This is a genomic window from Microbacterium aurantiacum, assembly GCF_021654035.1.
Taxonomy (GTDB): domain Bacteria; phylum Actinomycetota; class Actinomycetes; order Actinomycetales; family Microbacteriaceae; genus Microbacterium; species Microbacterium aurantiacum.
Window position 1 is genome coordinate 853,726 of record NZ_JAJPDW010000001.1, and the last position, 22,199, is coordinate 875,924.

General features: G+C 70.5%; 25 protein-coding genes and 1 pseudogene. 14 read left to right on the top strand and 12 right to left on the bottom strand.

Annotated features, from left to right (window positions below; genetic code table 11):
* Positions 1-37: 37 nt before the first annotated feature.
* Together cydB and LTL01_RS04105 are read right to left on the bottom strand one after the other, a co-directional pair.
* Positions 38-1,069, bottom strand: a complete 1,032-nt coding sequence (gene cydB / locus LTL01_RS04100) for a cytochrome d ubiquinol oxidase subunit II (protein WP_053548069.1) — start codon at positions 1,067-1,069, stop codon at positions 38-40.
* A gap of 16 nt (positions 1,070-1,085) precedes the next feature.
* A complete protein-coding gene (locus LTL01_RS04105) occupies positions 1,086-2,513 on the bottom strand; it encodes a cytochrome ubiquinol oxidase subunit I (protein WP_053548068.1) in 1,428 nt (475 codons plus the stop codon).
* A 222-nt stretch (positions 2,514-2,735) separates the two neighbouring features.
* Here LTL01_RS04105 and moaA point away from each other — a divergent pair, with 222 nt between their 5' ends.
* Together moaA and fdhD are read left to right on the top strand one after the other, a co-directional pair.
* Positions 2,736-3,788, top strand: a complete 1,053-nt coding sequence (moaA, locus tag LTL01_RS04110) for a GTP 3',8-cyclase MoaA (protein ID WP_236967726.1) — start codon at positions 2,736-2,738, stop codon at positions 3,786-3,788.
* Positions 3,789-3,802: 14 nt separating this feature from the next.
* The gene (gene fdhD, locus LTL01_RS04115) at positions 3,803-4,666 is read left to right on the top strand and encodes a formate dehydrogenase accessory sulfurtransferase FdhD (protein WP_236967508.1); all 864 of its coding nucleotides are present in this window, start codon (positions 3,803-3,805) and stop codon (positions 4,664-4,666) included.
* Here the strand turns inward: fdhD and LTL01_RS04120 are convergent.
* Positions 4,624-5,334, bottom strand: coding sequence for an ArsR family transcriptional regulator (locus LTL01_RS04120; protein ID WP_236967509.1), 711 nt, complete (start codon positions 5,332-5,334; stop codon positions 4,624-4,626). The genes fdhD and LTL01_RS04120 overlap by 43 nt on opposite strands.
* A 112-nt stretch (positions 5,335-5,446) precedes the next feature.
* Complete coding sequence (locus tag LTL01_RS04125) at positions 5,447-5,665, bottom strand: CsbD family protein (RefSeq protein ID WP_308195167.1); 219 nt, start codon at positions 5,663-5,665, stop codon at positions 5,447-5,449.
* An 85-nt stretch (positions 5,666-5,750) separates the two neighbouring features.
* On the opposite strand from LTL01_RS04125, the gene LTL01_RS04130 reads away from it, so the two are divergent.
* Entirely contained in the window at positions 5,751-6,512 is a 762-nt protein-coding gene (locus LTL01_RS04130) for a hypothetical protein (protein ID WP_236967510.1), read from the top strand.
* Positions 6,513-6,554: 42 nt separating this feature from the next.
* Here LTL01_RS04130 and LTL01_RS04135 read toward each other — a convergent pair whose 3' ends face one another.
* The 3 genes from LTL01_RS04135 to LTL01_RS04145 all read right to left on the bottom strand — a co-directional run bounded on the left by LTL01_RS04135 (position 6,555) and on the right by LTL01_RS04145 (position 8,603).
* Positions 6,555-7,166: an LON peptidase substrate-binding domain-containing protein gene (locus LTL01_RS04135; protein ID WP_236967511.1), complete on the bottom strand. Its 612-nt coding sequence runs from the start codon at positions 7,164-7,166 to the stop codon at positions 6,555-6,557.
* 61 nt (positions 7,167-7,227) lie between these two features.
* The gene (locus LTL01_RS04140; protein ID WP_236967512.1) at positions 7,228-8,175 is read right to left on the bottom strand and encodes an aldo/keto reductase; all 948 of its coding nucleotides are present in this window, start codon (positions 8,173-8,175) and stop codon (positions 7,228-7,230) included.
* A gap of 29 nt (positions 8,176-8,204) precedes the next feature.
* The gene (locus LTL01_RS04145; RefSeq protein ID WP_236967513.1) at positions 8,205-8,603 is read right to left on the bottom strand and encodes a DUF3054 domain-containing protein; all 399 of its coding nucleotides are present in this window, start codon (positions 8,601-8,603) and stop codon (positions 8,205-8,207) included.
* A 53-nt stretch (positions 8,604-8,656) separates the two neighbouring features.
* Here LTL01_RS04145 and LTL01_RS04150 point away from each other — a divergent pair, with 53 nt between their 5' ends.
* Entirely contained in the window at positions 8,657-9,232 is a 576-nt protein-coding gene (locus LTL01_RS04150; protein ID WP_053548060.1) for a ribonuclease H family protein, read from the top strand.
* 7 nt (positions 9,233-9,239) lie between these two features.
* On the opposite strand, the gene LTL01_RS04155 is transcribed toward LTL01_RS04150, so the two are convergent.
* Positions 9,240-9,905, bottom strand: a complete 666-nt coding sequence (locus LTL01_RS04155; RefSeq protein ID WP_236967514.1) for a peptidase M23 — start codon at positions 9,903-9,905, stop codon at positions 9,240-9,242.
* Between the two features lie 127 nt (positions 9,906-10,032).
* Here LTL01_RS04155 and LTL01_RS04160 point away from each other — a divergent pair, with 127 nt between their 5' ends.
* Positions 10,033-10,515, top strand: coding sequence for a hypothetical protein (locus LTL01_RS04160; RefSeq protein ID WP_236967515.1), 483 nt, complete (start codon positions 10,033-10,035; stop codon positions 10,513-10,515).
* Between the two features lie 14 nt (positions 10,516-10,529).
* Here the strand turns inward: LTL01_RS04160 and LTL01_RS04165 are convergent, their stop codons facing one another.
* A complete protein-coding gene (locus tag LTL01_RS04165) occupies positions 10,530-11,921 on the bottom strand; it encodes an HNH endonuclease signature motif containing protein (protein ID WP_236967516.1) in 1,392 nt (463 codons plus the stop codon).
* A gap of 217 nt (positions 11,922-12,138) precedes the next feature.
* Here LTL01_RS04165 and LTL01_RS14970 point away from each other — a divergent pair.
* Positions 12,139-12,201, top strand: a pseudogene (locus tag LTL01_RS14970) (DUF8730 family Cys-rich protein); the annotation flags it as partial.
* 30 nt (positions 12,202-12,231) lie between these two features.
* Here the strand turns inward: LTL01_RS14970 and LTL01_RS04175 are convergent.
* Positions 12,232-12,462: a hypothetical protein gene (locus tag LTL01_RS04175; protein WP_236967738.1), complete on the bottom strand. Its 231-nt coding sequence runs from the start codon at positions 12,460-12,462 to the stop codon at positions 12,232-12,234.
* Here LTL01_RS04175 and LTL01_RS04180 point away from each other — a divergent pair.
* Positions 12,424-13,842 (top strand): MBL fold metallo-hydrolase, encoded by a 1,419-nt coding sequence (locus LTL01_RS04180; protein WP_236967517.1) that lies wholly within the window; start codon positions 12,424-12,426, stop codon positions 13,840-13,842. The genes LTL01_RS04175 and LTL01_RS04180 overlap by 39 nt on opposite strands.
* A gap of 37 nt (positions 13,843-13,879) precedes the next feature.
* Positions 13,880-14,353, top strand: coding sequence for an ASCH domain-containing protein (locus LTL01_RS04185; RefSeq protein WP_236967518.1), 474 nt, complete (start codon positions 13,880-13,882; stop codon positions 14,351-14,353).
* On the opposite strand, the gene LTL01_RS04190 is transcribed toward LTL01_RS04185, so the two are convergent.
* On the bottom strand, positions 14,350-15,393 hold the full coding sequence (locus LTL01_RS04190; RefSeq protein ID WP_236967519.1) for an LLM class flavin-dependent oxidoreductase: 1,044 nt from the start codon (positions 15,391-15,393) through the stop codon (positions 14,350-14,352). The two genes, LTL01_RS04185 and LTL01_RS04190, sit on opposite strands and share 4 nt — an antisense overlap.
* Positions 15,394-15,478: 85 nt before the next feature.
* Here LTL01_RS04190 and LTL01_RS04195 point away from each other — a divergent pair, with 85 nt between their 5' ends.
* Genes LTL01_RS04195 through LTL01_RS04205 form a run of 3 tightly spaced genes read left to right on the top strand, consistent with a single transcriptional unit; the run spans position 15,479 to position 18,182 of the window.
* The gene (locus LTL01_RS04195) at positions 15,479-16,210 is read left to right on the top strand and encodes a Pr6Pr family membrane protein (protein ID WP_236967520.1); all 732 of its coding nucleotides are present in this window, start codon (positions 15,479-15,481) and stop codon (positions 16,208-16,210) included.
* A gap of 9 nt (positions 16,211-16,219) precedes the next feature.
* Positions 16,220-17,650 carry a dihydrolipoyl dehydrogenase family protein gene (locus tag LTL01_RS04200; protein WP_236967521.1) on the top strand — a complete coding sequence of 477 codons (1,431 nt, stop codon included), beginning with the start codon at positions 16,220-16,222 and terminating at the stop codon, positions 17,648-17,650.
* A 28-nt stretch (positions 17,651-17,678) separates the two neighbouring features.
* Entirely contained in the window at positions 17,679-18,182 is a 504-nt protein-coding gene (locus LTL01_RS04205) for a DUF427 domain-containing protein (RefSeq protein ID WP_236967522.1), read from the top strand.
* Between the two features lie 53 nt (positions 18,183-18,235).
* Here LTL01_RS04205 and msrA read toward each other — a convergent pair whose 3' ends face one another.
* Positions 18,236-18,790: a peptide-methionine (S)-S-oxide reductase MsrA gene (gene msrA, locus LTL01_RS04210; protein WP_236967523.1), complete on the bottom strand. Its 555-nt coding sequence runs from the start codon at positions 18,788-18,790 to the stop codon at positions 18,236-18,238.
* A gap of 213 nt (positions 18,791-19,003) precedes the next feature.
* Here msrA and LTL01_RS04215 point away from each other — a divergent pair, with 213 nt between their 5' ends.
* The 3 genes from LTL01_RS04215 (at position 19,004) to LTL01_RS04225 (ending at position 22,156) form a co-directional block, all read left to right on the top strand.
* Positions 19,004-19,747 (top strand): DsbA family protein, encoded by a 744-nt coding sequence (locus tag LTL01_RS04215; protein WP_236967524.1) that lies wholly within the window; start codon positions 19,004-19,006, stop codon positions 19,745-19,747.
* Positions 19,748-19,853: 106 nt separating this feature from the next.
* Entirely contained in the window at positions 19,854-20,423 is a 570-nt protein-coding gene (locus tag LTL01_RS04220; protein WP_053548050.1) for a PadR family transcriptional regulator, read from the top strand.
* A gap of 50 nt (positions 20,424-20,473) precedes the next feature.
* Complete coding sequence (locus LTL01_RS04225; protein WP_236967525.1) at positions 20,474-22,156, top strand: ABC1 kinase family protein; 1,683 nt, start codon at positions 20,474-20,476, stop codon at positions 22,154-22,156.
* Positions 22,157-22,199: the final 43 nt, after the last annotated feature.

The following is a 22,199-nucleotide window of genomic DNA, read 5'->3' on the forward strand; positions in this document are numbered from 1 at the left end:
CGCCCCGCGCTGAGTCCGCGCCACGTTCGCTGCGCGCTCAGTGCACCTCCGCGGCGGCGCGCTCGATCGTCGCGCGCGTGACCCGCTTGCGGAACACCCAGTACGTCCAGCCCTGGTAGAGCACGATCATCGGCAGGAAGATCAGCGCCGCCCACGACATGATCGTCAGCGTGTAGTCGGTGCTGGAGGCGTTGTCGATGGTCAGGCTGTACGCCGGGTCGGTCGACGAGGGCATGACGTAGGGGAACAGGGCGAAGAAGAGGCTCAGCACGGCGGTGACGATCGTGGCGGCGCCGAAGCCGAACGCCCAGCCCTCGCGGTCGCGGGCGTTGAAGAGCACCGACATGATCAGGCACACCGCGGCGACCGCTGCCGCGGCGATGACGGAGACCAGAAGCGGCGCCTCGCGTCCGGCGGCGATGAAGATCGTCCAGACGAGGAACGCGGCCGCGACGACGATCGTCAGCATCCCGGCGCGGCCGGCGAGGCGGCGCGCGTCGCCGCGGACCGGGTCGTCGGTCTTCAGTGCGATGAAGTACAGCCCGTGCGTGAAGAACAGCAGGAGGGTGGTGACGCCACCGAGCAGTCCGTAGGGGTTCAGGAGGGTGAGGAGGGTTCCCGTGAACTCCATGTCGGCGTCGATCGGGACGCCCTGGACGATGTTCGCGAAGGCCACGCCCCACAGCAGCGACGGCACGGCGGAGCCCACGACGATCATCGTGTCGAAGCGGCGCTTCCACTGCAGCGAGTCGCGCTGGTGGCGGTACTCGAACGAGACCCCGCGGACGATGAGGGCCAGCAGGATCAGCAGGAGCGGCAGATAGAAGCCGCTGAACAGGGTGGCGTACCAGTTGGGGAAGGCCGCGAACAGGACGGCGCCCGCGACGATCACCCACGTCTCGTTGAGGTCCCACACCGGGCCGATGGTGTTGATGATCTGGCGGCGGGAGACGTCGTTCTTCCCGAGGAAGGGGAGCGACATCCCGACGCCGAAGTCGAAGCCGTCCAGGACGAAGTAGCCGATGAAGAAGATGCCGACGATCCAGAACCAGAGGTAGGCGAGATCCATGATGTGCTCCGGGTGCTCAGTAGACCGTGGTCGGGGTGTCTTCGACCGCGCGGTCGCGCGGGTCGGGGTCGTCGGGGCCCGGCAGTGGATCCGGACCCTTCTGGGCGGCCTTGACGATGAGGCCGAACTCCACCACCGCGAGGATCGCGTAGATCGCGGTGAACGACAGGAGCGAGATCAGCACCGTCCATCCGGGGACGCTGGGCGAGACGCCGTCCTCGGTCAGCATGAGGCCGAAGACGATCCAGGGCTGCCGGCCCATCTCGGTGAAGACCCAGCCGACGAGGCTGCCGAGGAGCGGGAGCGGAGCCGACCAGATCGCGATCTTCCACATCCAGCCCGCGACCGGGCGCGTGGCCTTTTTGCGCGTGACCCACAGGCCGGCGATCGCGATGAGCGCCGCGGCGCCGCCGAGGGCGATCATCCAGCGGAACGACCAGTAGGTGACCCAGACAATGGGCATGTAGTCCACGCCGGCGCCGAACTGCTCGGTGTACTGGGCCTGGAGGTCGTTGAGGCCTTCGACGCAGCCGTCGAGGCTGTGCGTGGACAGCAGGGACAGCAGGTACGGCACGCGCAGCGACCAGATCTCCTCGGAGCCGTCGGGTGTGCCGAGCGAGACCAGCGAGAACGAGGCATCCGCTCCGCAGGCGGTGTCCCACATGGCTTCCGCGGCCGCCATCTTCATCGGCTGGGTCGCCACCATGACCAGGCTGAGCTGGTCGCCCGAGATCGCCACGCCGACGAAGGAGACGACGACGGCCCAGAGGCCGAAGCGGAGCGAGGTGCGCATCGTGTCGATGTGCTGGTTGCGCGAGAGGTGCCACGCGGAGACGGCGACGACGACCGTCGCGGCGAACATCCACGCGGCGAAGATCGTGTGCGGGAAGGCGGCGAGGACGACCGGGTTGGTGAGGACGGCGAAGAAGTCGATCAGCTCGGCGCGGCTGCCGTCGGCGGCCATCTGGTAGCCGACCGGGTTCTGCATGAAGGCGTTGGCGGCGAGGATGAAGTACGCCGACAGGGTCGAGCCGAACACGACCATCCACGCGGAGAAGAGGTGGAGGGCGCGGGGGAGCCGGTTCCAGCCGAAGATCCACAGCCCGATGAAGGTGGCCTCGAAGAAGAAGGCCATGAGGCCCTCGAAGGCGAGCGGGGCGCCGAACACGTCGCCGACGAATCGCGAGTACGCCGACCAGTTCATGCCGAACTGGAACTCCTGCACGATGCCGGTCACGACGCCCATGGCGAAGTTGATGAGGAAGATCTTCCCGAACAGCCGCGTCAGGTGCAGGTACTTCACCTGGCCGGTGCGGTGCCAGACGGTCTGGAAGATCGCCACGACGAGGGCCATGCCGAGCGTCAGCGGGACGAAGAGGTAGTGGTACAGCGTCGTGAGACCGAACTGCCAGCGTGCCAGCAGCAGGGGGTCCAGGAATTCCACGATGCGCTCTCCGATCGTCTGGGTCGGCCTGAGTGGTCTGACCACAGAGTAGCATGTGGTCAGACCATGCGGGGAGGGAGATCTCCCCCCTCCGTCGAGATCAGGATGCTCCCGATCGGGTGCCGCCGTCGGTGCGCGAGCCGTGAATATCCGTCGCCGCCCGCGCTCTCGCGCACCGACGGCGTCTAGGCTCGGACAATGGCCACGCCGGTGATGATCGGGATGCCGCGGCTCGCGGCATCCGGCGCAGCGGATCACGAAAGCGATCCGCGCACGCCGCTCGTGGACCGGTTCGGGCGCGTGCACCGCGACCTCCGGATCTCCCTCACCGATCGCTGCTCGCTCCGCTGCACGTACTGCATGCCCGAGCAGGGCAACGAGTGGCTGGCCAAGACGAGCATCCTCACTCTCGACGAGATCGAGCGGGTCGCCCGCGTGGCCGCTGACGCGGGAGTGTCCACCTTCCGTCTCACCGGCGGCGAACCGCTCCTCCGTCCCGACATCGTCGAGGTCGTGCGGCGCCTGGCCGCGATCCGCCGCCCGGACGGGAGCGGCGTGGAGCTCGCGATGACGACGAACGGCATCCGCCTCGACGAGGTCCTTCCGGATCTCATCGCTGCGGGTCTGTCGCGCCTGAACATCTCCATCGACACGATCCGTCGCGATCGCTTCCACGCCCTGACGCGCCGCGACCGGCTGCCCGACGTCCTCCGCGGCATCGCCGCCGCCGCGGCATCCCCCCTCCGTCCTCTCAAGCTCAACGCCGTCGCGATGCGCGGCGTCAACGACGACGAGCTGGTCGAGCTGGTCGCCTTCGCGCGCGAGCAGGGCGCGCAGATGCGCTTCATCGAACAGATGCCGCTGGATGCCGGGCACACGTGGGATCGCGCGCAGATGGTGACGCGCGAGGAGATCCTCGCCGCGCTGTCGGCGCGGTGGACGCTCGACCCGATCCCCGGGCGCGGCGGGGCGCCGGCCGAACGCTGGTCGATCGACGGCACCGCAGACACCGTGGGGATCATCGCGTCCGTGACGGCGCCCTTCTGCGGAGACTGCGACCGCCTCCGCCTGACCGCGGACGGACAGCTGCGCAACTGCCTGTTCTCCACGTCCGAGTACGACCTCCTCCCCGTGCTGCGCGCCGGGAGCGAGGACGACGCCGCCACGATCGGCGGAGTGCTCCGCGCCTGCGTCGCAGGGAAGCTCCCCGGTCACGCCATCGACGATCCGTCGTTCCTGCAGCCGCTGCGCGGCATGAACGCCATCGGCGGCTGAGGGGGACGACGGACATGGGACGGCTCACGGCGCGGCGACCCGTGCTGACGGTGACCCTGGAGGCGGATGCCGCCCGCACGCGGCGCCGCCCGGACACCCTCGCAGCGGAGGAGCCGCTCGAGATCCGCGTGGGCGGCGAGCCGCTCGCGGTGACGATGCGCACGCCGGGACACGACGTGGAGCTGGCGGCGGGATTCCTCGTCTCCGAGGCGGTCATCGCCCAAGGCGGGCAGTTCCGCTCGGCGATCCACTGCGGCGGCCCGGGCACGGGCGCGGCCGGTACGACCGAGAACACCTACAACGTGCTCGACGTGGCACTCGCGGCGGGCGTGGCGCTGCCCGCCGCTGACGCCGCGCGCCGGTTCTACACGACGAGCTCGTGCGGCGTGTGCGGCAAGGCCTCCATCGACGCGGTCGAGACGGTGTCGGCCCACGACGTCGCGGGCGATCCGCTCGAGGTCGACGCTGCCTTCCTCCTCTCCCTCCCCGATCGGCTGCGCGATGAGCAGGCGGTCTTCACCAAGACCGGGGGGCTTCACGCCGCAGCCCTCTTCGACGGCGCGAGCGGTGAGCTGCTCGTCGCGCGGGAGGATGTCGGTCGCCACAACGCCGTCGACAAGGTCGTCGGCTGGGCGGTGCTGGCCGATCGTCTGCCGCTGTCCGGAACGGTGCTGCAGGTCTCGGGTCGCGCGAGCTTCGAACTCGTCCAGAAGGCGGCGATGGCGGGGATCCCCGTCCTCTCGGCGGTGTCGGCTCCCTCCTCGCTCGCCGTCGAGCTCGCCGAGGCGCGCGGACTCACGCTCGCGGGCTTCGTCCGCGGATCCTCGTTGAACGTCTACACCGGTGCGCAGAGGGTGCGGGTTCCCGGCGAGGACTGAAACGCCGACACCGCGGATGCCGCGTCGTCGGTGCGGAGCCGGATGACGCACCGGTCGCCGCATCCGTGCTCCTGGGTGATCCCGTCGTCGGCGACGGTGAGGGGGCCGCCCGCCTGGGCGAGGAGGTTCCGCAGGAGTCCCAGATGCACGCGGCAGACGGCGGCGTTCTCGGCGCGATCCTCCGCGGTGCCGATCGGAAGCCGTCGCGGGCAGGGGCCGAGGTCGAGCGTGAGGTCGCGCTCGTCGACGACGGGGTCGAAGCCGGCATCCGCGAGATCCTCGACGATCGCGTCGAGCTGATGGACCGCGTCGATGCCGAGACCGGACGGCGCGGGCACGGCGTACAGCCGGCGGAGGAGATCACCGCGCCGAGCGGCCTCGTCGGCACGGCGCCGGGTGACGGGGTGCACCGCGGGGACATCCGCGGCGGCGGAGTAGAGCACGCGCGGACGGCCTCGCCGGGTCCGGTGCTCGGTGCGTTCGACGACGTAGCCGGCGGCGACCAGCCGCTGCAGGTGCTCCCGCACGGTGTTGGGGTGCTTCCCGGTGGCCGCGACGAGGTCGGCGATCGGCCGATCGGGATGGTCCTGCAGAAGCCGGAGGATCTCCACCCGGCTGTCGCTGGAGACCGCGGAGAACGTGGAGAGGGCGCCGGGGACGAACGTCATGCTCCCAGTGAACGCGAGGGGGAGTGCGCGGGCGGAGGTCGAAGGTCCCGTCGCCTGCGGACACGCGAGAGGCCCGGGACGCGATGCGCATCCCGGGCCTCTCGGTGAAGAATTACTCGCCGGTCACGGCGTCCTTGATGTCCTGACCGACCTTCTTGGCGTCAGCCTTGGTCTTGTCAGCCTTGCCTTCGGCAACCATCTCGTCGTTGCCGGTGGCCTTGCCGAGGCCTTCCTTGGCCGAACCCTTGGCGCTCTCAGCGTTGTGCTTGATGTCGTCTCCGAGTCCCATGAGGGTCTCCTTCCGTCGTTCGCCGGTGGTGATGTGTTCCACGCTACGGATTGGGTGTCCACGGCGCCGGGGCTTGACAGTCGCACCGGGGGTGTCTACGCGGGCGCCCGTGCGGGAGGATCGACGCATGTACATGCCCCCTCCCGCCGGTGCCGAGTCCGAGATCGGCGGCCCCGACGGTTTCTCGTACGGCGCCGTTCTGCTGATGACGGATGCCGCACCCTCGGCGCAGGTCGAGGAGGCGCTCGCGGCGATGCGGTTCAGCGGCTGGATCGCTCCGTCGGAGGGCGGAGTGACCGTCATCGTGGGGGACCCCGGCGACGGCGTCGTCGCGGCGGGGCACCGCGGGATCGTCGAGACGAGCCGCGATCTCGCCGCCGCGACCGGAGCGCGGGCGCTGGCCGCGCGGGTGCGGCGCGACCGTCAGCTCGGCCTCGTCGCCTTCTCCGGCGCCGACGAGGTCGCCCGTTACGACAGCGACCCCTCCCGCGAACCGGATGCCGACCGCGAGGTGATCTCCGAGCCGGTGGGTGCCGAGCAGGCGCCCGCGATTGCGAAGCTGTTCGGTCGTGAGGAGGCTGCGGAGCGCCTCGAGGAGATCCTCGACGACGAGCACGACCCGGACAGCACCTTCGAATCCGAGCGCCTGCGGGACGTGCTCCGGGTGCTCGGGCTGCCGGAGTGGGTGGTGGGGGCGGCGCACCTGCCCAAGGTCGTCCCGACCGGACCGTCGGTGGCGAGCCTCGTCCGCCTGCGCGCGGGGCGCCGGGGCGCGCTCGCCGCGGTGACGGCGTGGCCGATCCGGCGCCTCCGCGCCCGCTGGAACCCCGCTCCGATCCTCGCCGAGCCGCCTCGCGGGTCATCCGGCGACGAGTGGATGTTCCTGTGACGTCAGCAGGACGAGGCGATCGGCCTGCGGTGCCGCGGCGGATCAGTCGGCGAACGGCTGAAGCAGCGGCTCCATGTCGAGCGACAGATCGATGAGTTCGCGTAGGAGAGCACCCATCGAGGTCGACTGAAGGAGGGTGAAGCGGTCGAACTCGCCGAGCGGTGCGATCGCGGCGAGCTGCCACGCCGCCTCGACCGGATCGTCGGAGATCTCGGTGTCGGCATCCCACGCCGTCGGACCGACCTGCGCGGCCCGACCGAGGACGCGGCGGACGATCCGGTCGGCTTCGGTCAGCAGGGGCATCAGGGCGTCGTCCCAGGTGAGGCGGGGGAGGACGCTGACCCGCGCGGCCGGGTGCGGGTCGTCTTCGAGCCACTCCTCGACCAGGACGCGATCGCCGCCGACGGCGACGATCTGGATGTCCTCGGCGCCGGCCTGCACCTGCATCAGGCGCGCCATCGTGCCGACGCCGCTGCGCTGGTCGCCGCCTCCGGCTTCGTGTCCGCGCTCGATGAGGACGATCCCGAACTGGGGGTCCTCCTCGTCGAGGAGCCGTCCGACCATCGTCAGATACCTCGGCTCGAACACGCGCAGCACGACGGGCGTATGGGGGAAGAGCACCGACCCCAGAGGAAACATCGCCACGTCGGCCATGTTCCTCAGTCAACCAGCGTTCGCGGGTCTTCGGGTCGGTGCTCGAGAATCCCCCCGGCGGTCAGGCTCCGGCGGCGGTGGAGACGCGATCCAGCTCGGCGAGCTCCTCCGCGGTGAGCTCGAGGCGTCCGCCTTCGAGGAGCGACGCGACCTGGTCGAGGCGCGACGCGCTGGCGATCGGGGCGGCGACGGCCGGCTGCATCCTCAGCCAGGCGAGGGCCGTGGAGGCGATGGAGGCGCCGTGGGCGTCGCCGATACGCGCGAGGGTGTCGATGACGGCGAGGCCCGCGTCGGTGGCGTACTCCGCCGCGGCAGCGGCACGCGGGGTGTCGTGGGCTGCGGCATCCGTCGACCGGTACTTGCCGGTGAGGAAGCCCTTGGCGAGGGCGAAGTACGGCACGAGGCTGAGGTTCTCGCGCTCGGCGAGCGGGACGAGGTCGGCTTCAACCTCGCTCCGGTGCATCAGGTTGTAGTGCGGCTGGATCGCGACGGGACGCGCGACGCCCAGGTCGTCGGCGATCCGGAGCCACTCCGCGACGCGGGCGGGGGTGTAGTTCGACACCGCCACGTGGCGTACGAGGCCGTCGGTGACGAGGGCGCCGAAGGCCTGGACGGTCTCCTCGAGCGGGGTGTCGGCGTCGTCGAAGTGGGCGTAGTAGAGGTCGATGGTGTCGGTGCCCAGGCGCTGGAGGGACGCCTCGGCCGCCGCGCGCACGGTGGCCGCCGAGAGGCCTCGGAAGTCGGGGTGCTGACTCACCTTGGTGGCCACGACGATGTTCCGGTGTCCGCGCGCCGCGCGCCACTCGCCGATGAGGCGCTCGCTCTCGCCGCCGGTGTGGCCGGGCACCCACGCGCTGTAGGAGTCGGCGGTGTCGATGAAGTCTCCGCCGCCGTCGACGAAGGCGTCGAGGATCGCGAACGAGGCGTCGCGGTCGGCCGTCCAGCCGAAGACGTTGCCGCCGAGGGCGAGGGGGAACACGGACAGATCGCTGGTACCGAGTGTGGTCATGCCTCGGTCCAAGCCCCGGTGGGTGATGTCTATTCCGGGTGCCGCGTCCGCGCTCGGCGGGTGACGAGGGTGACGAGGGTGGCGAGGGCGCGCCAGCCGATGAGCAGCAGGCCGAGGGTGAGGGTGGCCACGATGACGAACGCAAGGGCCGTCCCCTGCCCTGAGGCGGCGCGGAGCAGCATCCCGAGCGCGACGGTGATGACCCAGATCGGGATGCCGGTGCGGATCGGCGCGAGAGGGCGACGCCACGCGAGGGCGGCCAGCCAGCCGACGGCGAGAGCCACGAGGAACGGCCACGCGGTGATCGCGAGGCCCGCGAGGACCGCTTCGCCGTGGCTGGCGCGGCCGGTGGCGGCGAAGGCGATGACGGCGACGCCGTCGACGAGCGCGGCGACGGCGATGATGCGGGGGTTCACGCGAGGAGGCACCGTGGCATTCTCGCAGGGACGGCGATGCCGGCCGCGCCGGGGAGAATGGTCGGGTGAGCAGTTCTTCCCCCTCTTCGTCGTCCGCTTCCTCCGATCGCTACGTCGTCGCCACGGACGGTGCCTGCAAGGGCAACCCGGGGCCGGCGGGTTGGGCATGGGTCGGGGAGGACGGGCATTGGGCAGCGGGTTCGATTCCCCAGGGGACGAACAACATCGGCGAGCTGCTCGGGCTCCTCTACGCGATCACCGATCACGCGGATGTGCGGGAACTCGTGGTGCAGGCCGACTCGAAGTACGCCATCGACACGTACGCGTCGTGGATGGACGGGCATCGCCGACGCGGGTGGGTGACGAGCGCGAAGAAGCCGGTCGCCAATCGCGACATCCTCGAGCGTCTCATCGAGGCGCGGGACGCGCGGCGGGCTGCCGGGCTTCCCGACGTGATCCTCGAGCACGTGCGTGGTCACAGCGGGCACGTGCTCAACTCGTGGGCGGATGAGCGCGCGGTCCGCGCGTCGATGCACGCGGCGAAGGGCGAAGAGCTCATCTGGACCTCGCTCCGCGGCCTCGAGCGTCTCGACGTCGCGGCGGCGCCGCCGCGGTCGGCGGGGGACAGAGCCGGTCGCTGACGCTGGGTCAGGCGGGGCAGCTCGGGATGCCGGGCTCTTCCCCCTCGGGGACGGGAGCGGTGACCGCGGCCACGACCTGGACGGCGCGGTCCCAGTAGCGCGCGTAGTGATTCGGGTCGTCGTTGACCTGGACGCGATGGGCGACAGCGGTGGGGGTGAGCTCTTCGCGGTCGGGTGCGTGCTCGGAGAGGGCCGCGTAGAAGAGGGTGGCGGCCGTGTACGGGTCGAGGCGCTGGTCGCGGGTGCCCCAGCCGTCCTGCTGCTGGAAGAGGCCGATGGAGGTCGTGGGTGTGCCGTCGGGATTGCGGACGCCGTTCGTTTCCCAATCGCCGTAGGGCAGGTTCCGCAGGGACGATTCACCCATCGCGGTCATGACGGCGATGGTCTGGTCGCGCTCGCCGAAGCCGAGGTCGCGTCCCGCGCCGATGATGGTGCACGCGTTCGTGAGCTGTTCGGCGCCGTAGCCGGCGACGCGGCGGTCGTCGTCGCGCGGGGCGAAGGCGTCGATCGCGGCAGCGGCGAGGAAGAGGCATCCGCTGAGGAGGGCCACCGGGACGAGGACGAGGGCGAGGATGCCGGCGATCCGGCGGCCGCGGTGACGGCCGCGTCGGCGCCGTTTCGACGAACGGCTCTTCGCCCCGCTCGTCGAGCGGCTCGTCGGGGTGCGGCCCATGGTGTCGTCCTCCTCTCCTGTGCGTCGATGCCTCGCCCAGCGTAGGCGGCAGATGTGCCGGTCGGCGGTGGATGCGGCGGATCTGTGGAGGGCCTGCGGGGGATTCACGGCCCGTAGGCTTCGGACCATGCGTCGTGTGATCGGAACCGTCACCATTGCCGCTCTCTGCGTCGGAGTTCTGGCCGCGTGCGCGCCTCCCGAGGTCGACTGGGTCAATGCGGAGGCGCAGGCGGCGGCGTTCCAGGAGGAGCGTGCCGCGGATGCGCCGCTCGGCGTGACCTCGACGCGCATCTCGTCGGGTGGGTCCGGGCCTGAGGAGGAACCGGTCGTGCGGTTGGAGCTCGCCGAGCCGAGCCGCGTCGACGGCTTCACGGTCGCCTGTTTCGGCGATCCGGCGTCGGTGGTGTTCTTCGGGTACACCGTGCGGCAGAACTCGTCGTGGGTGGGCGGCGAGGCGGCGGAGGTGAGCTGCGACGGCGAGGAGACGCGCGTGGCACCGGCGACGCCGTCCGAGGGTGTGGATGCCGTGAGTGTGACCGGCCAGCGGACCGCGGGCGGCGGTGGTGTGCTCGTCGTGCTCATCGACGGCGAGGAGGCCGGCGGCGAGTAGGTCGCCGGGGAGTGTCAGAAGGGTGCGGGTTCGGGCGGCGGTGCGCCGCCACTCTCGTCCGGCGGTGGTGCCCCACTTCCGGACGGCATGAATCTCACCAAGGGTGCCGGTGGATGGTCGATGTAGATCCGCCCGGTCGGTGAGGTCCATTCCAGGACTCCGCCGCCGAGTTGCCGGACGCCCCAGGACGTGAATTGCTTCATCGAGTGGTGTCGTTGACATAGGTGGCAGAGGTTCCGGATGTCGGTAGGGCCGCCGAGGGCGTAGTCGAGGGTGTGGTCGAGTTCGCAGCGGATCGCGGGCCGTCGGCATCCGGGGAACCGGCAATGCCGGTCCCGTGCCCGCAGCAGTCTGGCCATGGAGGCGGTGCGCCGGTAGGAGTCGGTGCACAGAACCTGCCCCGACACCGGGTGCACCACCAGGCGCTCCCAGGTCGCGACGGCTCCGGCCAACGCCCGGGCGGTCGCGGGGTCGATCGGTGCGGATCCGACGAGGTCAGCGGTGGTGGTGTCGTTCGCCGGATCGTCATCTCGACCCAGCAGTGCCAACGCGGGGACGACGACCTGTACTTTCGCGCGGATCATCCCCAGCGTCCCGTTGCCGTCTCCGTCGATGGTGGGGTCGGCGAGGGGGGATCCGGTGAGGAGCATGTCGCAGAGGATGTCCGCGCGGATCTGATCCCGTGTGCGGCAGTCCGGCTCTGCCTCGGCGTCATCCGCGTCGGGATCCGTCTCGCCAGGAGCGGGGGTGTTGCGGGCGTCGATGATCGACGACGCCTGCTCGGTGAGGCGGTCGCTGATCCCCTCCGCCAACAGGGTCGGGAGGGTCGCGACGAGTTCGGACATCCCATCCCGCAACGGCGTGACACTCACCCGCCGTTCCTCGCGAGCCTTCGCATGCCGCTCCGCCAAAGTGCGGGGGTGCAGCTCCTGCGCGAGATGTTCGAGGCGATCCTTCACCCGCCCGACCGATTGACCCACGCAAAGCTCCGCGGCGGCCGCGTCGAACTCCGCCCGCCCATCGCGGGGCAGCGCCGTCCCGCACCGGAGCACGGCGGTGGCATGACCACGGGTGATCCGCCCCGCTTCCCACGCCGCGAGAGTCGCGGGGTAGCATTCCACCCACTCCACCGCCTGGGTGATCTGCGCCTGCATCGACCGGTCGGTCGTGAACGTCACCCCGGCAAGTTCCGCCGCGACGGAGCGGTAGACCATCTCCTGCGACCGCACTGACGCCGCCTGGCGCCGCGACACCCGCTCCGCAATCGCCCCCGCCCGGGCCTGATTGCGGACGTTGCCGACCTCCATGGCACCCAGCGCCGGTGTCATGGTCTCCGCATACTGCGCGACCTCGTCGAGTTCGGCGAGGTCTTCTTCGCTGAACTCGATCAACCGGCTCGTATTCATATTCGAAGACTAGCGACAGGCTCCGACATTTACCTAGTAGTTTTCATCGAGACTGCATCCTCCCGTCGAGACTGCGTACTCGACAGCCGGTCGGCGCGTTGATCGTCACTGCTCATGAATGAATTCTCCGTCGCGTTGACGATCAGAATACCCCTGGGGGTATAGTTGTGCCCAGGTTCAGAATACCCCCTTGGGTATCGATGGAAAGGGAGAGAAGATGTGTCGAGCCACGAAGTGCCGAACCTGCGGGAAGACGACCTGGGCGGGCTGCGGCCAGCACGTGTCCTCCGTACGCGCGTCCGTGCCCGCGTCACAGTGGTGCAACGGCAACCACACACGCGGTGAAGTTCAGGCGGCGCAGACGACGCAGAGCGGGTTCTTCTCGCGTCTGTTCGGGCGGTGATCGACGATGACGACCATTGATCCCTCGCGCGAGCTGGACATGGATGATGTCCGCCGCCAGATCGCCGCCGCCAAGACGGAAGCCTGAAAGCAGACACCCATGCTCCTCGAACGCTTGTATGACGACGATCTCGCGCACGCCAGCTACCTGATCGGCTGCCAGCGCACCGGTGAAGCGATCGTGGTCGACCCCCGCCGCGACGTGCAGGTCTACCTCGACCTCGCCGCGAACCACGGTATGACCATCACCGCCGTCACCGAGACTCACATCCACGCCGACTACCTCTCCGGTACCCGCGAACTCGCCGCCCGCACGGGAGCGACGATGTACGTCTCCGCCGAGGGTGGGCCCGGCTGGCAGTACGGTCCCGGATTCGATGACGCCATCCGGATGCTGCACGGTGAGCGCATCGCCCTCGGCAACCTCGCTGTCGAGGGGGTGCACACCCCCGGCCACACCCCGGAGCATCTTTCGTTCCTCGTCACCGATGGAGCCGCCGCCTCCGATCCGGGCTACTTCCTCAGCGGCGACTTCGTCTTCGTCGGCGACATCGGCCGTCCCGACCTGCTCGACGAAGCCGCCGGCGGCATCGACACCCGCTTCCAGGGCGCGCGCGATCTGTTCGCCAGCCTTCGCGACCGCTTCCTCACCCTCCCGGACTATGTGCAGGTCCTCCCCGCGCACGGGTCCGGATCGGCATGCGGCAAGGCCCTCGGCGCAGTCCCCACCTCGACCGTCGGATACGAGCGACGCTTCGCCTGGTGGGCACCGTACCTGGCCGCCGGCGACGAGCAGGGCTTCATCGACGCCCTCCTGGGCGACCAGCCTGACGCGCACGCATACTTCGCCCGGATGAAGCGGCAGAACCGCACCGGGCCCGCTCTGCTGGGCGAGCTCGCACCCCTGCCGCAGATCGACGCCTCGGAACTGTCCGCCGCACTGGACGAGAACAGCGTCATCCTCCTCGACACCCGCCACCACTCGCAGGTGCACCAGGGCACCGTGCCTGGCGCGCTCAACGTCCCCGGCCAAGGGAAAGCCGCCAGCTACGCCGCCTGGGTCTACGACCCTGAAACGGAGACGCGCCCGATCGTCGTTCTGGCTGACTCGACCGATGCGGCCGGGCGGTTCCGCGACCACCTGTTGCGGGTGGGGATCGACGCCGTCCACGGCTTCACCGCAACCCTCGACGGACTGCGACTCGCGGAGCCGAAGACGATCGCCCCCACGGACATCGAGCAGACGGAGCACGCCCTCCTCCTCGATGTGCGCAACCGCACCGAGTACAACGCGGGACACATTCCCGGTGCCACGCAGCTCTCCGGCGGTCGCGCTCTCTGGCACACCGAAGAGCTCCCGGCTTCGGGCGTCATCCTCACCTACTGCCAGAGCGGTGTGCGCAACAGCGTCGTCGCCAGCGCCCTGCGCCGCGCCGGTCACGACGTCATCGAGATCGACGGCAGCTACCGCGCCTGGCTCGCCGCAACGGGGACGCAACCAGCAGTGAATGCCGCCTGAACCTCCAGGAGCCCAACGCCCCACGTAGGCTCGACGGATGATCACCGCCGACGATGACACGATCGCCGACTTCTGGGGCGAGTGCCGCGCGGTCGTCGACGGGCTGCCGGATGCCGCGCCGGAGGCGTGGGCGTTCGGTGCGACGCCCGAGCATGCGGACCAGCTCCTCGCGCTCGTCCTCGCGGGAACCAAGACGGCGACCTCGTCGGCGCTCTGGGATTTCGAAGCGGACGGGGAAGAGGTCCCGGAGGTCGGGAGCTGGAACATCATCCTCGACGGAAGCGGGCGGCCGACGGCCCTCGTGCAGACCGTCGGCATCACGATCGTGCCGTTCGACGAGGTCACCGCCGCCCACGCATACGCCGAAGGAGAGGACGACCGCTCGCTCGCGTCATGGCGCGACGAACACGAGAAGTACTGGCGCCGATTCTCCACCAGCACGCGCGGGTTCGACCGACGGATGCCGATCGTGTGCGAGGACCTTCGACTGGTCCACGCGCGAGGCGCTTAGGCCTGCGCGCCCGCCCGCGCCCCGACCCAGCCGAGCGCCGGCGCGACGTACTTCGCGAACGACTCGACGATCCGCAGGTTGAACTCCACGCCCAGCTGGCTGGGGATGGTGATCATCAGCGTGTCGGCAGCGGCGATCGCGGCATCCTGCAGCAGCTGCTCGACGAGCACGTCGGGCTCGGCAGCGTAGGACTTCCCGAACGTCGAGGTCATCCCGTCGATCATGCCGATCTGGTCGCCGTCCTGGCGGCCGCCGAAGTACATGTGCTCCTCGGCGGTCGTGATCGGGATGATCGAGCGGCTCACAGACACGCGCGGCTCGCCCGCGTGGCCGGCCTCGCGCCACGCGGCGCGGAACGCGTCGATCTGCTCGGCCTGCAGGATGTCGAACGGTCGGCCGTCGGCAGAAGTCAGCAGCGTCGACGACATGAGGTTCACACCGGTGCGGCCCGCCCATTCGGCGGAGTCGCGGTTGCCGGCACCCCACCACACGCGGGAGCGGAGACCGGGGGAGTGCGGCTCGATGCGCTGCATCCCGGTCGCACCGCGGCTGAACGGGCTCGCGGGGTCGCGCTCGGCGAGACCCTCGCCGTCGATCGCGCGGAGGAAGAGGTCCATGTGCTCGCGGGCGAGGTCGGCGCCGCGGGGGTCGGCCGATCCGGTGTAGCCGAAGGTCTCGTACCCGCGGACGACCGTCTCGGGTGACCCGCGGCTCACGCCGAGGGCGAGGCGTCCGCCGGAGATCAGGTCGACGGCTGCCGCCTCTTCCGCGAGGTAGAGGGGGTTCTCGTACCGCATGTCGATGACGCCGGTGCCGACCTCGATGCGCTCGGTGCGAGCGGCGATCGCCGAGAGGAGCGGCATGGGTGCGGCCTGCTGCCGGGCGAAGTGGTGGACGCGGAAGTACGCGCCGTCGACCCCGAGGTCATCCATCCCCTGGGCGAGGTCGATGGCCTGGAGCATGGAGTCCCCGGCGGTGAGGATGCGTCCGCCGCCGAGCGGGCCGTAGTGGCCGAACGAGAGGGTGCCGAATCGCTGCATGCTCGTCCGAACGTCACAGTCGCGGCATCCATTCCCGTGAATGGGAAGTGTCCGCACATCACACGGAACTACGTACCATCGGCGGGTGGCTCACCGAACGCACCCCCGCCCCACCGCGATCACGCTCCGCCCCGTGGCCCTGGCGTACCGGCTGGTCGCACTCGGCCTCATCGCAACCGGCGTCATCCGCCTGCTCGATCTGTTCACCGCCGACCCGAGCTGGAAGACCCTGCTGTACTTCACGGCGCTGAGCAACGTCGCCGCGACGGTCTGGATGCTGTTCCTCGTCGTCGCGACCGTCCGCGACCTGACCCGCCACGGGGCGCGCGGCACGACCGAGCCGCTCCCGCGGATCCAGGGCGCGGTGATGATGGCGCTCGTGGTGACGATGCTCGTCTACACGGTCGTGCTCGTGCCGAGCCTCACCCAGGACCCCGCCTACGAGGCCTACACGCTCACCGACTCGCTCGTGCACGTCATCTCGCCGCTGCTCATCGTCGGCGAGTGGCTGCTGCTGCGCACCAAGGGGCGGATGCGGTGGCTCGATCCGCTGGCGTGGGCGCTGTTTCCCCTGGCCTACCTCGCGCTCGCCTTCATCTACGGCGCTCTCGGCGGCGAGTTCGAGCCCGGGGTGAACCATCCCTATCCGTTCATGGACGTCGGCGCGCTCGGCGTCGGGGGCGTCGCCCTGTGGATCCTCGCCCTCGTGGTCGTGCTCGAGGCCTTCGGGTTCCTCCTGGTGGCCATCGACCGGGGTCTCGGTACCCTCGCCGCGAAGCGTGCGCAAGAGGTCGCCCCGGTGCGCGCACGGGTCTAGCGTGTGCGCATGGGCACCTCCTCGTACGACCTGATCGTCATCGGCGCCGGACCCGTCGGGGAGAACGTCGCCGACCGCGCCGTCGCCGGGGGCCTCACTGCCGTCATCGTCGAGTCCGAACTCGTCGGCGGCGAGTGCTCGTACTGGGCCTGCACGCCATCGAAGGCGCTGCTGCGTCCGATCGCCGCCCTCCGCGGGGCGCGCGACGTCGACGGTGCGAAGCAGGCGGTCACCGGCGGGCTCGACGTTGCGGCCGTGCTCCGTCGCCGCGACCACGCGGTCCACGACTTCGACGACAGCGGGCAGGTCGAGTGGCTGCAGGGCGCCGGCATCGATCTCGTGCGCGGACACGGTCGTCTCACCGGCGACAAGCAGGTCGAGGTGACGGATGCCGCGGGCGAGGTCGTCGCGACCCTCCACGCCCGGCATGCCGTCGCCGTCTGCACCGGCACCTCGGCGGCGATCCCCGATATCCCGGGTCTCGGGGAGGCCGCCCCGTGGACGTCGCGCGAGGCCACCGCCGCGCAGGAGGTCCCCGACTCCCTCGTCGTCATCGGCGGAGGGGTGGTGGCGTGCGAGATGGCGACGGTGTTCGCCGCGCTCGGGAGCGCCGTGACGGTGCTCTCCCGCTCGCGCCTTCTCGGGAAGGTCGAACCCTTCGCGTCTGATGCCGTCGCCGACGGGCTCCGCGATGCCGGCGTCGACGTCCGCCTGGGCGCGACCCCGGTGAAGGCCTCGCGCGCCGACAGCGGTGAGGTCACGGTGACGCTCGAGGGCGGCGACGAGGTGCGGGCGGCGGAGGTCCTCGTGGCGACCGGTCGCACGCCGAACACCCGAGACGTCGGGCTCGAATCCGTCGGCCTTGCGCCGGGCGAATGGATCGAGGTCGACGACACCCTCCGCGTCCCCGGATCCGAGTGGCTCTACGCCGTCGGCGACGTCAACCACCGCGCGCTCCTCACCCACCAGGGGAAGTACCAGGCGCGGGCCGCCGGCGACGTCATCGCCGCGCGCGCGAACGGCACCCCGGCCGACGACGCGCCGTGGGGAGCGCACGTCGCGACCGCCGATCACGCGGCGGTCCCGCAGGTGACCTTCACCGAACCCGAGGTCGCCTCGGTCGGGCTCACCGAGCAGGCCGCCCGTGACGCCGGTCTCGACATCCGCGTCCTCGATTACGACCTGTCGTGGGTCGCCGGTGCCTCGGCGCACTCGGACGCCTACTCGGGCGCGGCGCGCGCGATCGTCGACACCGCGCGCGGGGTCCTGGTGGGGGCGACGTTCGTGGGTCCCGACGTCGCCGAGCTCCTTCAGGCCGCCACGATCGCGGTCGTCGGTGAGGTGCCGATCGACCGCCTCTGGCACGCGGTGCCGGCCTACCCGACCGTCAGCGAGGTCTGGCTGCGCCTCCTCGAGCAATTCGGCCGCCCCGGGGCCTGACCCGGTCGGGGCGTTCTAGCCTCGATGCATGAGCAGGCACCCGGTTCCCGATCCCGTCGGCCCCGGCGAGGAGTCCGTCTGGGACTACCCTCGTCCTCCCCGCCTCGAGCGGGTCGATGGGCGCGTCACGATCGAACTCGGCGGCGAGGTGATCCTCGCGACCGACGACGTGGTGCGCGTGCTGGAGACGAGCCACCCGCCGACCTACTACGTGCCCGAGGCCGACTTCGTGCCGGGAGCGCTGACCCCCGCCGCGGGATCGTCTTTCTGCGAGTTCAAGGGTGCGGCCCGCTACTTCGACGTGCACGGCGGCGGGGGAGTCACCCGCGAGCGTGTCGCGTGGTGCTACCCCGACCCGACCCCCGGGTTCCGCGAGCTCCTCGGCCGCGTCGCGGTCTACGCCGGCCCGATGGATCGGTGCACCCTGAACGGCGTCGAGGTCGAGCCCCAGCCCGGCGGCTTCTACGGCGGGTGGGTGACCCCCGGCATCCGCGGTCCGTTCAAAGGCGGACCCGGCAGCCTCGGGTGGTGAGGATGCCGGGTCGGCGGTCGTGCTGCTGACGCGCGGGCGTCAGACGGTGGACGTCAGGCCGTGGCCTCCGAGCGCTTCGGGAGGACCCACCCGGCGCGCGGGAAGTGGCACGTGTACCCGTTCGGGTAGGTGATCAGGTAGTCCTGGTGCTCGGGCTCGGCCTCCCAGAAGGGGCCCGCCTGCTCGATCGTGGTGACGGCCTTCCCGGGCCACAGGCCCGACGCGTCGACGTCGGCGATCGTCTCGCGCGCGACGCGCTCCTGCTCGGCGTCCAGCGGGAAGATCGCGGAGCGGTAGCTCGATCCGATGTCGTTGCCCTGGCGGTTCAGGGTCGACGGGTCGTGGATCTGGAAGAAGAACGCGAGGATGTCGCGATACGTCGTCTTCGTGGGGTCGAACACGATCTCCACGGCCTCGGCGTGACCGGGGTGGCGTCGGTAGGTGGCGTGGTCGTTCTCGCCACCCGTGTAGCCGACGCGGGTGTCGAGGACGCCGGGCTGGCGGCGGATGAGGTCTTCCATGCCCCAGAAGCAGCCTCCGGCGAGGACTGCCGTCTCGGTGCCGGGGGTGCGGGTGATCTCTCCGGTGTCGGTGGGTCCGCTGGTCATCGGATTCTCCTTCTTGTCTCTCGGTCGATTCTCTCGCGTGCCACGGTCGGTGGGCGCTGTCAGAGTCAACGACGGATGCCGGCCATTTGGTCCCGTGAAGCTGGACGTGCGGTGTGAGTTCGGATGCTGGAGACTCGCGCGTCGGTCGGGTAGCGTGCGAGGACACGGGCTGGGGGAGCACGTGCGGAGCGAGATCTGGGGGGCACTTCGAGGATGACGGCGCAGAACACCCGCACCGCGGCAGATCCGGCCGCGGCGGCGAAACGCAGGAGGCGGCAGGCGCTGCGGAACGTCGCCGTCGCGACGGGGTCGACGGTGCTCGTCGCGGGCTTCCTCGTCGGCGTCTTCTTCGCGTTCGGCGAGGCGGGCGACGTCATCGCCGCGACTCCCGAGGCCACGGCGTCCGCCGAGATCGGCGATGCATCGGTGGTCGTGGAGGTCAGCGGCGACCGCATCCGCGTCGGCGCTCCGGAGGCCGCCACCACGATGGCCATCTGGGAGGACTTCGCGTGCGGACACTGCCGCGAGTACGAGACCCAGATCGGACCCACGGTGCAGGAGCTCGTCGCCGGAGGCTCGCTCGCGGTGGAGTACCACCTGCTGGACTTCGTCTCGGACTACAGCGCGGTCGCCGGAAGCGCCGCGGCGTGTGTGGCGACCGAGCAGCCGGACGTGTTCTTCACCGTCCACGCGACCCTCTTCGCCATCCGCGAGAACGCCGAGGACGAGTACTCGGCCGAGCAGCTGGAGTCGTACCTGGAGACCGCCGGGGTCACGGACGAGGGGGCCCTCGAGTGCATCGGGCAGGCCCGCTACGGCGACTGGGTGGCGCAGAACGCCGGCGCGGCCCGCGACGCCGGCATCACCTCCACGCCGACGGTGCGGATCAACGGCGAAGACATCGGTCGGGTGGACGCGGCGCAGCTGCGGGACCTCGTCGCCCAGAACGCCGGCTGAGCGTTCCCTCCGAGTCGCGCGGAACCGCCCCTGCGACCTCTCAGCGATATATCGTTATGTGTCGTCGGGGTGTCGTTCGGCATCCGTCTCACGCCAGGAGGTCGTCATGAGTGATTCGTTCATGGGTGCAGGATTCGGCGGTTCGCGCGGATTCGGTCCGATGCAGCCCGGAGGTCAGCTCTGGGAGGCGATGGACCAGCTCCGCTCGGCGTTCGAGCAGCGTGTCGGCGGCGGTTCGTCGCGCATGGGTCGCGGCGATGTCCGCGCGGCTGTGCTCGCCCTGCTCGCCGAAGCCCCGATGCACGGCTACCAGATCATCCGCGAGATCGAGGAGCGCAGCCACGGGTCGTGGAAGCCGAGCGCCGGTTCGGTCTACCCGACCCTGCAGCTCCTCACCGACGAAGGACTCGTCGTCGCCGAGGAGTCCGGCGGGCGCAAGACCTACGCGCTGACGGATGCCGGGCGCCTCGAGGCCGAGTCGGCCGACCGCTCCGCGCCGTGGGAGTCGGGTTCGCGTGAGCGCAAGGACCTCACCGCCCTCCCCAAGGCCGGCCTCGAGCTCGCCCAGGCCGCCGCCCAGGTGGGCCGATCGGGCACCGCCGCCCAGCAGGCGGAGGCCGTCGCCGTCCTCGAGGACGCGCGCCGTAAGCTCTACTCGATCCTCGCTCAGGACTGAGCCGGGTGCCGCCGGCGCCCGGGCGCCCGCGTCAGGATCAGGGAGGCCTGATGCCCGACGCCGCCGACATGCGCGCCCGCTACCGCCGCATCCTGCGGTTCGCGCTGCGCTACATGGTGCAGTCGTGGTGGTACGAGCTGTTCCTGCCGCGCTTCGGTCTCTCCGCGATCGCCACGCGCACCCGCGCGCGACGCATGCAGCGGATCGCGCGACGCTTCCACGGTCTCGCCGTCGACCTCGGCGGGCTCATGATCAAGGTGGGGCAGTTCATGTCCTCGCGCCTGGACGTGCTCCCGCCGGAGATCACCAAAGAGCTCGAGGGGCTGCAGGACGAGGTGCCCCCGGTGCCGTTCGCGCAGATCCGCGCGCTCGCCGAAGCTGAGCTCGGAGTCAGCCTCGAGCGCGCCTACGCCGCGTTCGACCCGAACCCCGTGGCCGCGGCATCCCTCGGTCAGGCGTATCGGGCGCGGCTCGCGCCGGAGGATGCGGCCCAGACCGGACTCGACGCCGTCGTGGTGAAGGTCCAGCGTCCCGGGATCGAGCAGATCGTCGCGGTCGATCTCGCGGCGCTCCGGAAGGTCGCCGGCTGGCTCGACCGCGTCCGCTTCGTGTCGGATCACGTCGACCTGCCGACGATCGTTGAGGAGTTCGCCGTCACGAGCGAGGAGGAGATCGACTACCTCCACGAGGCGCAGAACGGGGAGCGCTTCGCCGAGATGTTCGCCGGCGACGCCCGCGTCGGCCTCCCCGAGGTGGCGTGGGAGCGCTCGACGCGACGCGTGCTGACCCTGCAGGACGTCACGGCGATCAAGATCAACGACCGCGACGGGCTCCGCGCCGCCGGCATCGACCCGACCGAGGTCGCGGAGCGCTTCGCCGCGGTGATGTTCGACCAGCTCTTCGGCAACGGGTTCTTCCACGCCGATCCGCACCCCGGCAACATCTTCGTCACCCCCCTCCCAGACGGCGAGTGGGAACTCACCTTCATCGACTTCGGGATGATGGGCCAGGTTCCGCCGACCCTGCGGCGCGGGCTTCGACGCCTCCTGATCGCGGTGGCCTCGCGCGACGGGCGCGGTCTGGTCGACAGCATCCGCGATGTGGGCGTGCTGCTGCCGTCGGCCGAGACCGCGGAGCTCGAGCGGGCCATGAGCACCCTGTTCGCGCGCTTCGGCGGAATGGGCGTGTCCGAACTCGCCGAGGTCGATGAACGGGAGCTCCGTCGCTTCGCGATCGAGTTCGGCGAGGTCGTGCGGTCGCTGCCGTTCCAGCTGCCGGAGAACTTCCTCCTCATCATCCGCGCGCTCTCGCTCGTATCGGGGATGTGCAGCGCGCTGGATCCCGACTTCAACATCTGGGACTCCGTCGAGCCGTACGCGGCGCAGTTGCTGCGCGAAGAGCGCGGCAACGTCGTGCAGGGCTTCGCGCAGGATGCGGTGACCTCGGTGCGGATCGCCGCGCGACTGCCGCGGCGCATCGACGACCTCGTGGACCGTGCGCAGGAGGGGCGGCTGTCCTTCGAGACACCGAGGCTGGACCGCCGCGTCGGCGCCGTCGAGCGGGCCGTCCGCCGGGTGGTGTCGGCCGTCGTCTTCGTGGGGCTGTTCATCGGGGGCCTCGTCCTCCGCGCCGACGACGTGGTGTGGGGAACGATCATCGTGCTCGCCTCGGTGCCGCCGCTCCTGCACGCGACGTTCGCGGGGCTCGCGGCGCGCAGCCGCGGGCTCGACTGAGCGGAGTGCGGCGGCCGGCATGAGTGTCGCGGCGTACGCTGAG

What these genes read in the sequence shown, in the direction of transcription:
- fdhD (WP_236967508.1), top strand. Translation starts at nt 3,803, where the DNA reads ATGGGACGGCTCACGGCGCGGCGACCCGTGCTGACGGTGACCCTGGAG.
- LTL01_RS04135 (WP_236967511.1), bottom strand. Translation starts at nt 7,166, where the DNA reads ATGGCCGACGTGGCGATGTTTCCTCTGGGGTCGGTGCTCTTCCCCCAT.
- cydB (WP_053548069.1), bottom strand. Translation starts at nt 1,069, where the DNA reads ATGGATCTCGCCTACCTCTGGTTCTGGATCGTCGGCATCTTCTTCATC.
- moaA (WP_236967726.1), top strand. Translation starts at nt 2,736, where the DNA reads ATGCCGCGGCTCGCGGCATCCGGCGCAGCGGATCACGAAAGCGATCCG.
- LTL01_RS04165 (WP_236967516.1), bottom strand. Translation starts at nt 11,921, where the DNA reads ATGAATACGAGCCGGTTGATCGAGTTCAGCGAAGAAGACCTCGCCGAA.
- LTL01_RS04190 (WP_236967519.1), bottom strand. Translation starts at nt 15,393, where the DNA reads ATGCAGCGATTCGGCACCCTCTCGTTCGGCCACTACGGCCCGCTCGGC.
- LTL01_RS04140 (WP_236967512.1), bottom strand. Translation starts at nt 8,175, where the DNA reads ATGACCACACTCGGTACCAGCGATCTGTCCGTGTTCCCCCTCGCCCTC.
- LTL01_RS04155 (WP_236967514.1), bottom strand. Translation starts at nt 9,905, where the DNA reads ATGGGCCGCACCCCGACGAGCCGCTCGACGAGCGGGGCGAAGAGCCGT.
- msrA (WP_236967523.1), bottom strand. Translation starts at nt 18,790, where the DNA reads ATGACCAGCGGACCCACCGACACCGGAGAGATCACCCGCACCCCCGGC.
- LTL01_RS04120 (WP_236967509.1), bottom strand. Translation starts at nt 5,334, where the DNA reads ATGACGTTCGTCCCCGGCGCCCTCTCCACGTTCTCCGCGGTCTCCAGC.
- LTL01_RS04180 (WP_236967517.1), top strand. Translation starts at nt 12,424, where the DNA reads ATGCTCCTCGAACGCTTGTATGACGACGATCTCGCGCACGCCAGCTAC.
- LTL01_RS04215 (WP_236967524.1), top strand. Translation starts at nt 19,004, where the DNA reads ATGACGGCGCAGAACACCCGCACCGCGGCAGATCCGGCCGCGGCGGCG.
- LTL01_RS04200 (WP_236967521.1), top strand. Translation starts at nt 16,220, where the DNA reads ATGGGCACCTCCTCGTACGACCTGATCGTCATCGGCGCCGGACCCGTC.
- LTL01_RS04160 (WP_236967515.1), top strand. Translation starts at nt 10,033, where the DNA reads ATGCGTCGTGTGATCGGAACCGTCACCATTGCCGCTCTCTGCGTCGGA.
- LTL01_RS04205 (WP_236967522.1), top strand. Translation starts at nt 17,679, where the DNA reads ATGAGCAGGCACCCGGTTCCCGATCCCGTCGGCCCCGGCGAGGAGTCC.
- LTL01_RS04225 (WP_236967525.1), top strand. Translation starts at nt 20,474, where the DNA reads ATGCCCGACGCCGCCGACATGCGCGCCCGCTACCGCCGCATCCTGCGG.
- LTL01_RS04220 (WP_053548050.1), top strand. Translation starts at nt 19,854, where the DNA reads ATGAGTGATTCGTTCATGGGTGCAGGATTCGGCGGTTCGCGCGGATTC.
- LTL01_RS04185 (WP_236967518.1), top strand. Translation starts at nt 13,880, where the DNA reads ATGATCACCGCCGACGATGACACGATCGCCGACTTCTGGGGCGAGTGC.
- LTL01_RS04130 (WP_236967510.1), top strand. Translation starts at nt 5,751, where the DNA reads ATGTACATGCCCCCTCCCGCCGGTGCCGAGTCCGAGATCGGCGGCCCC.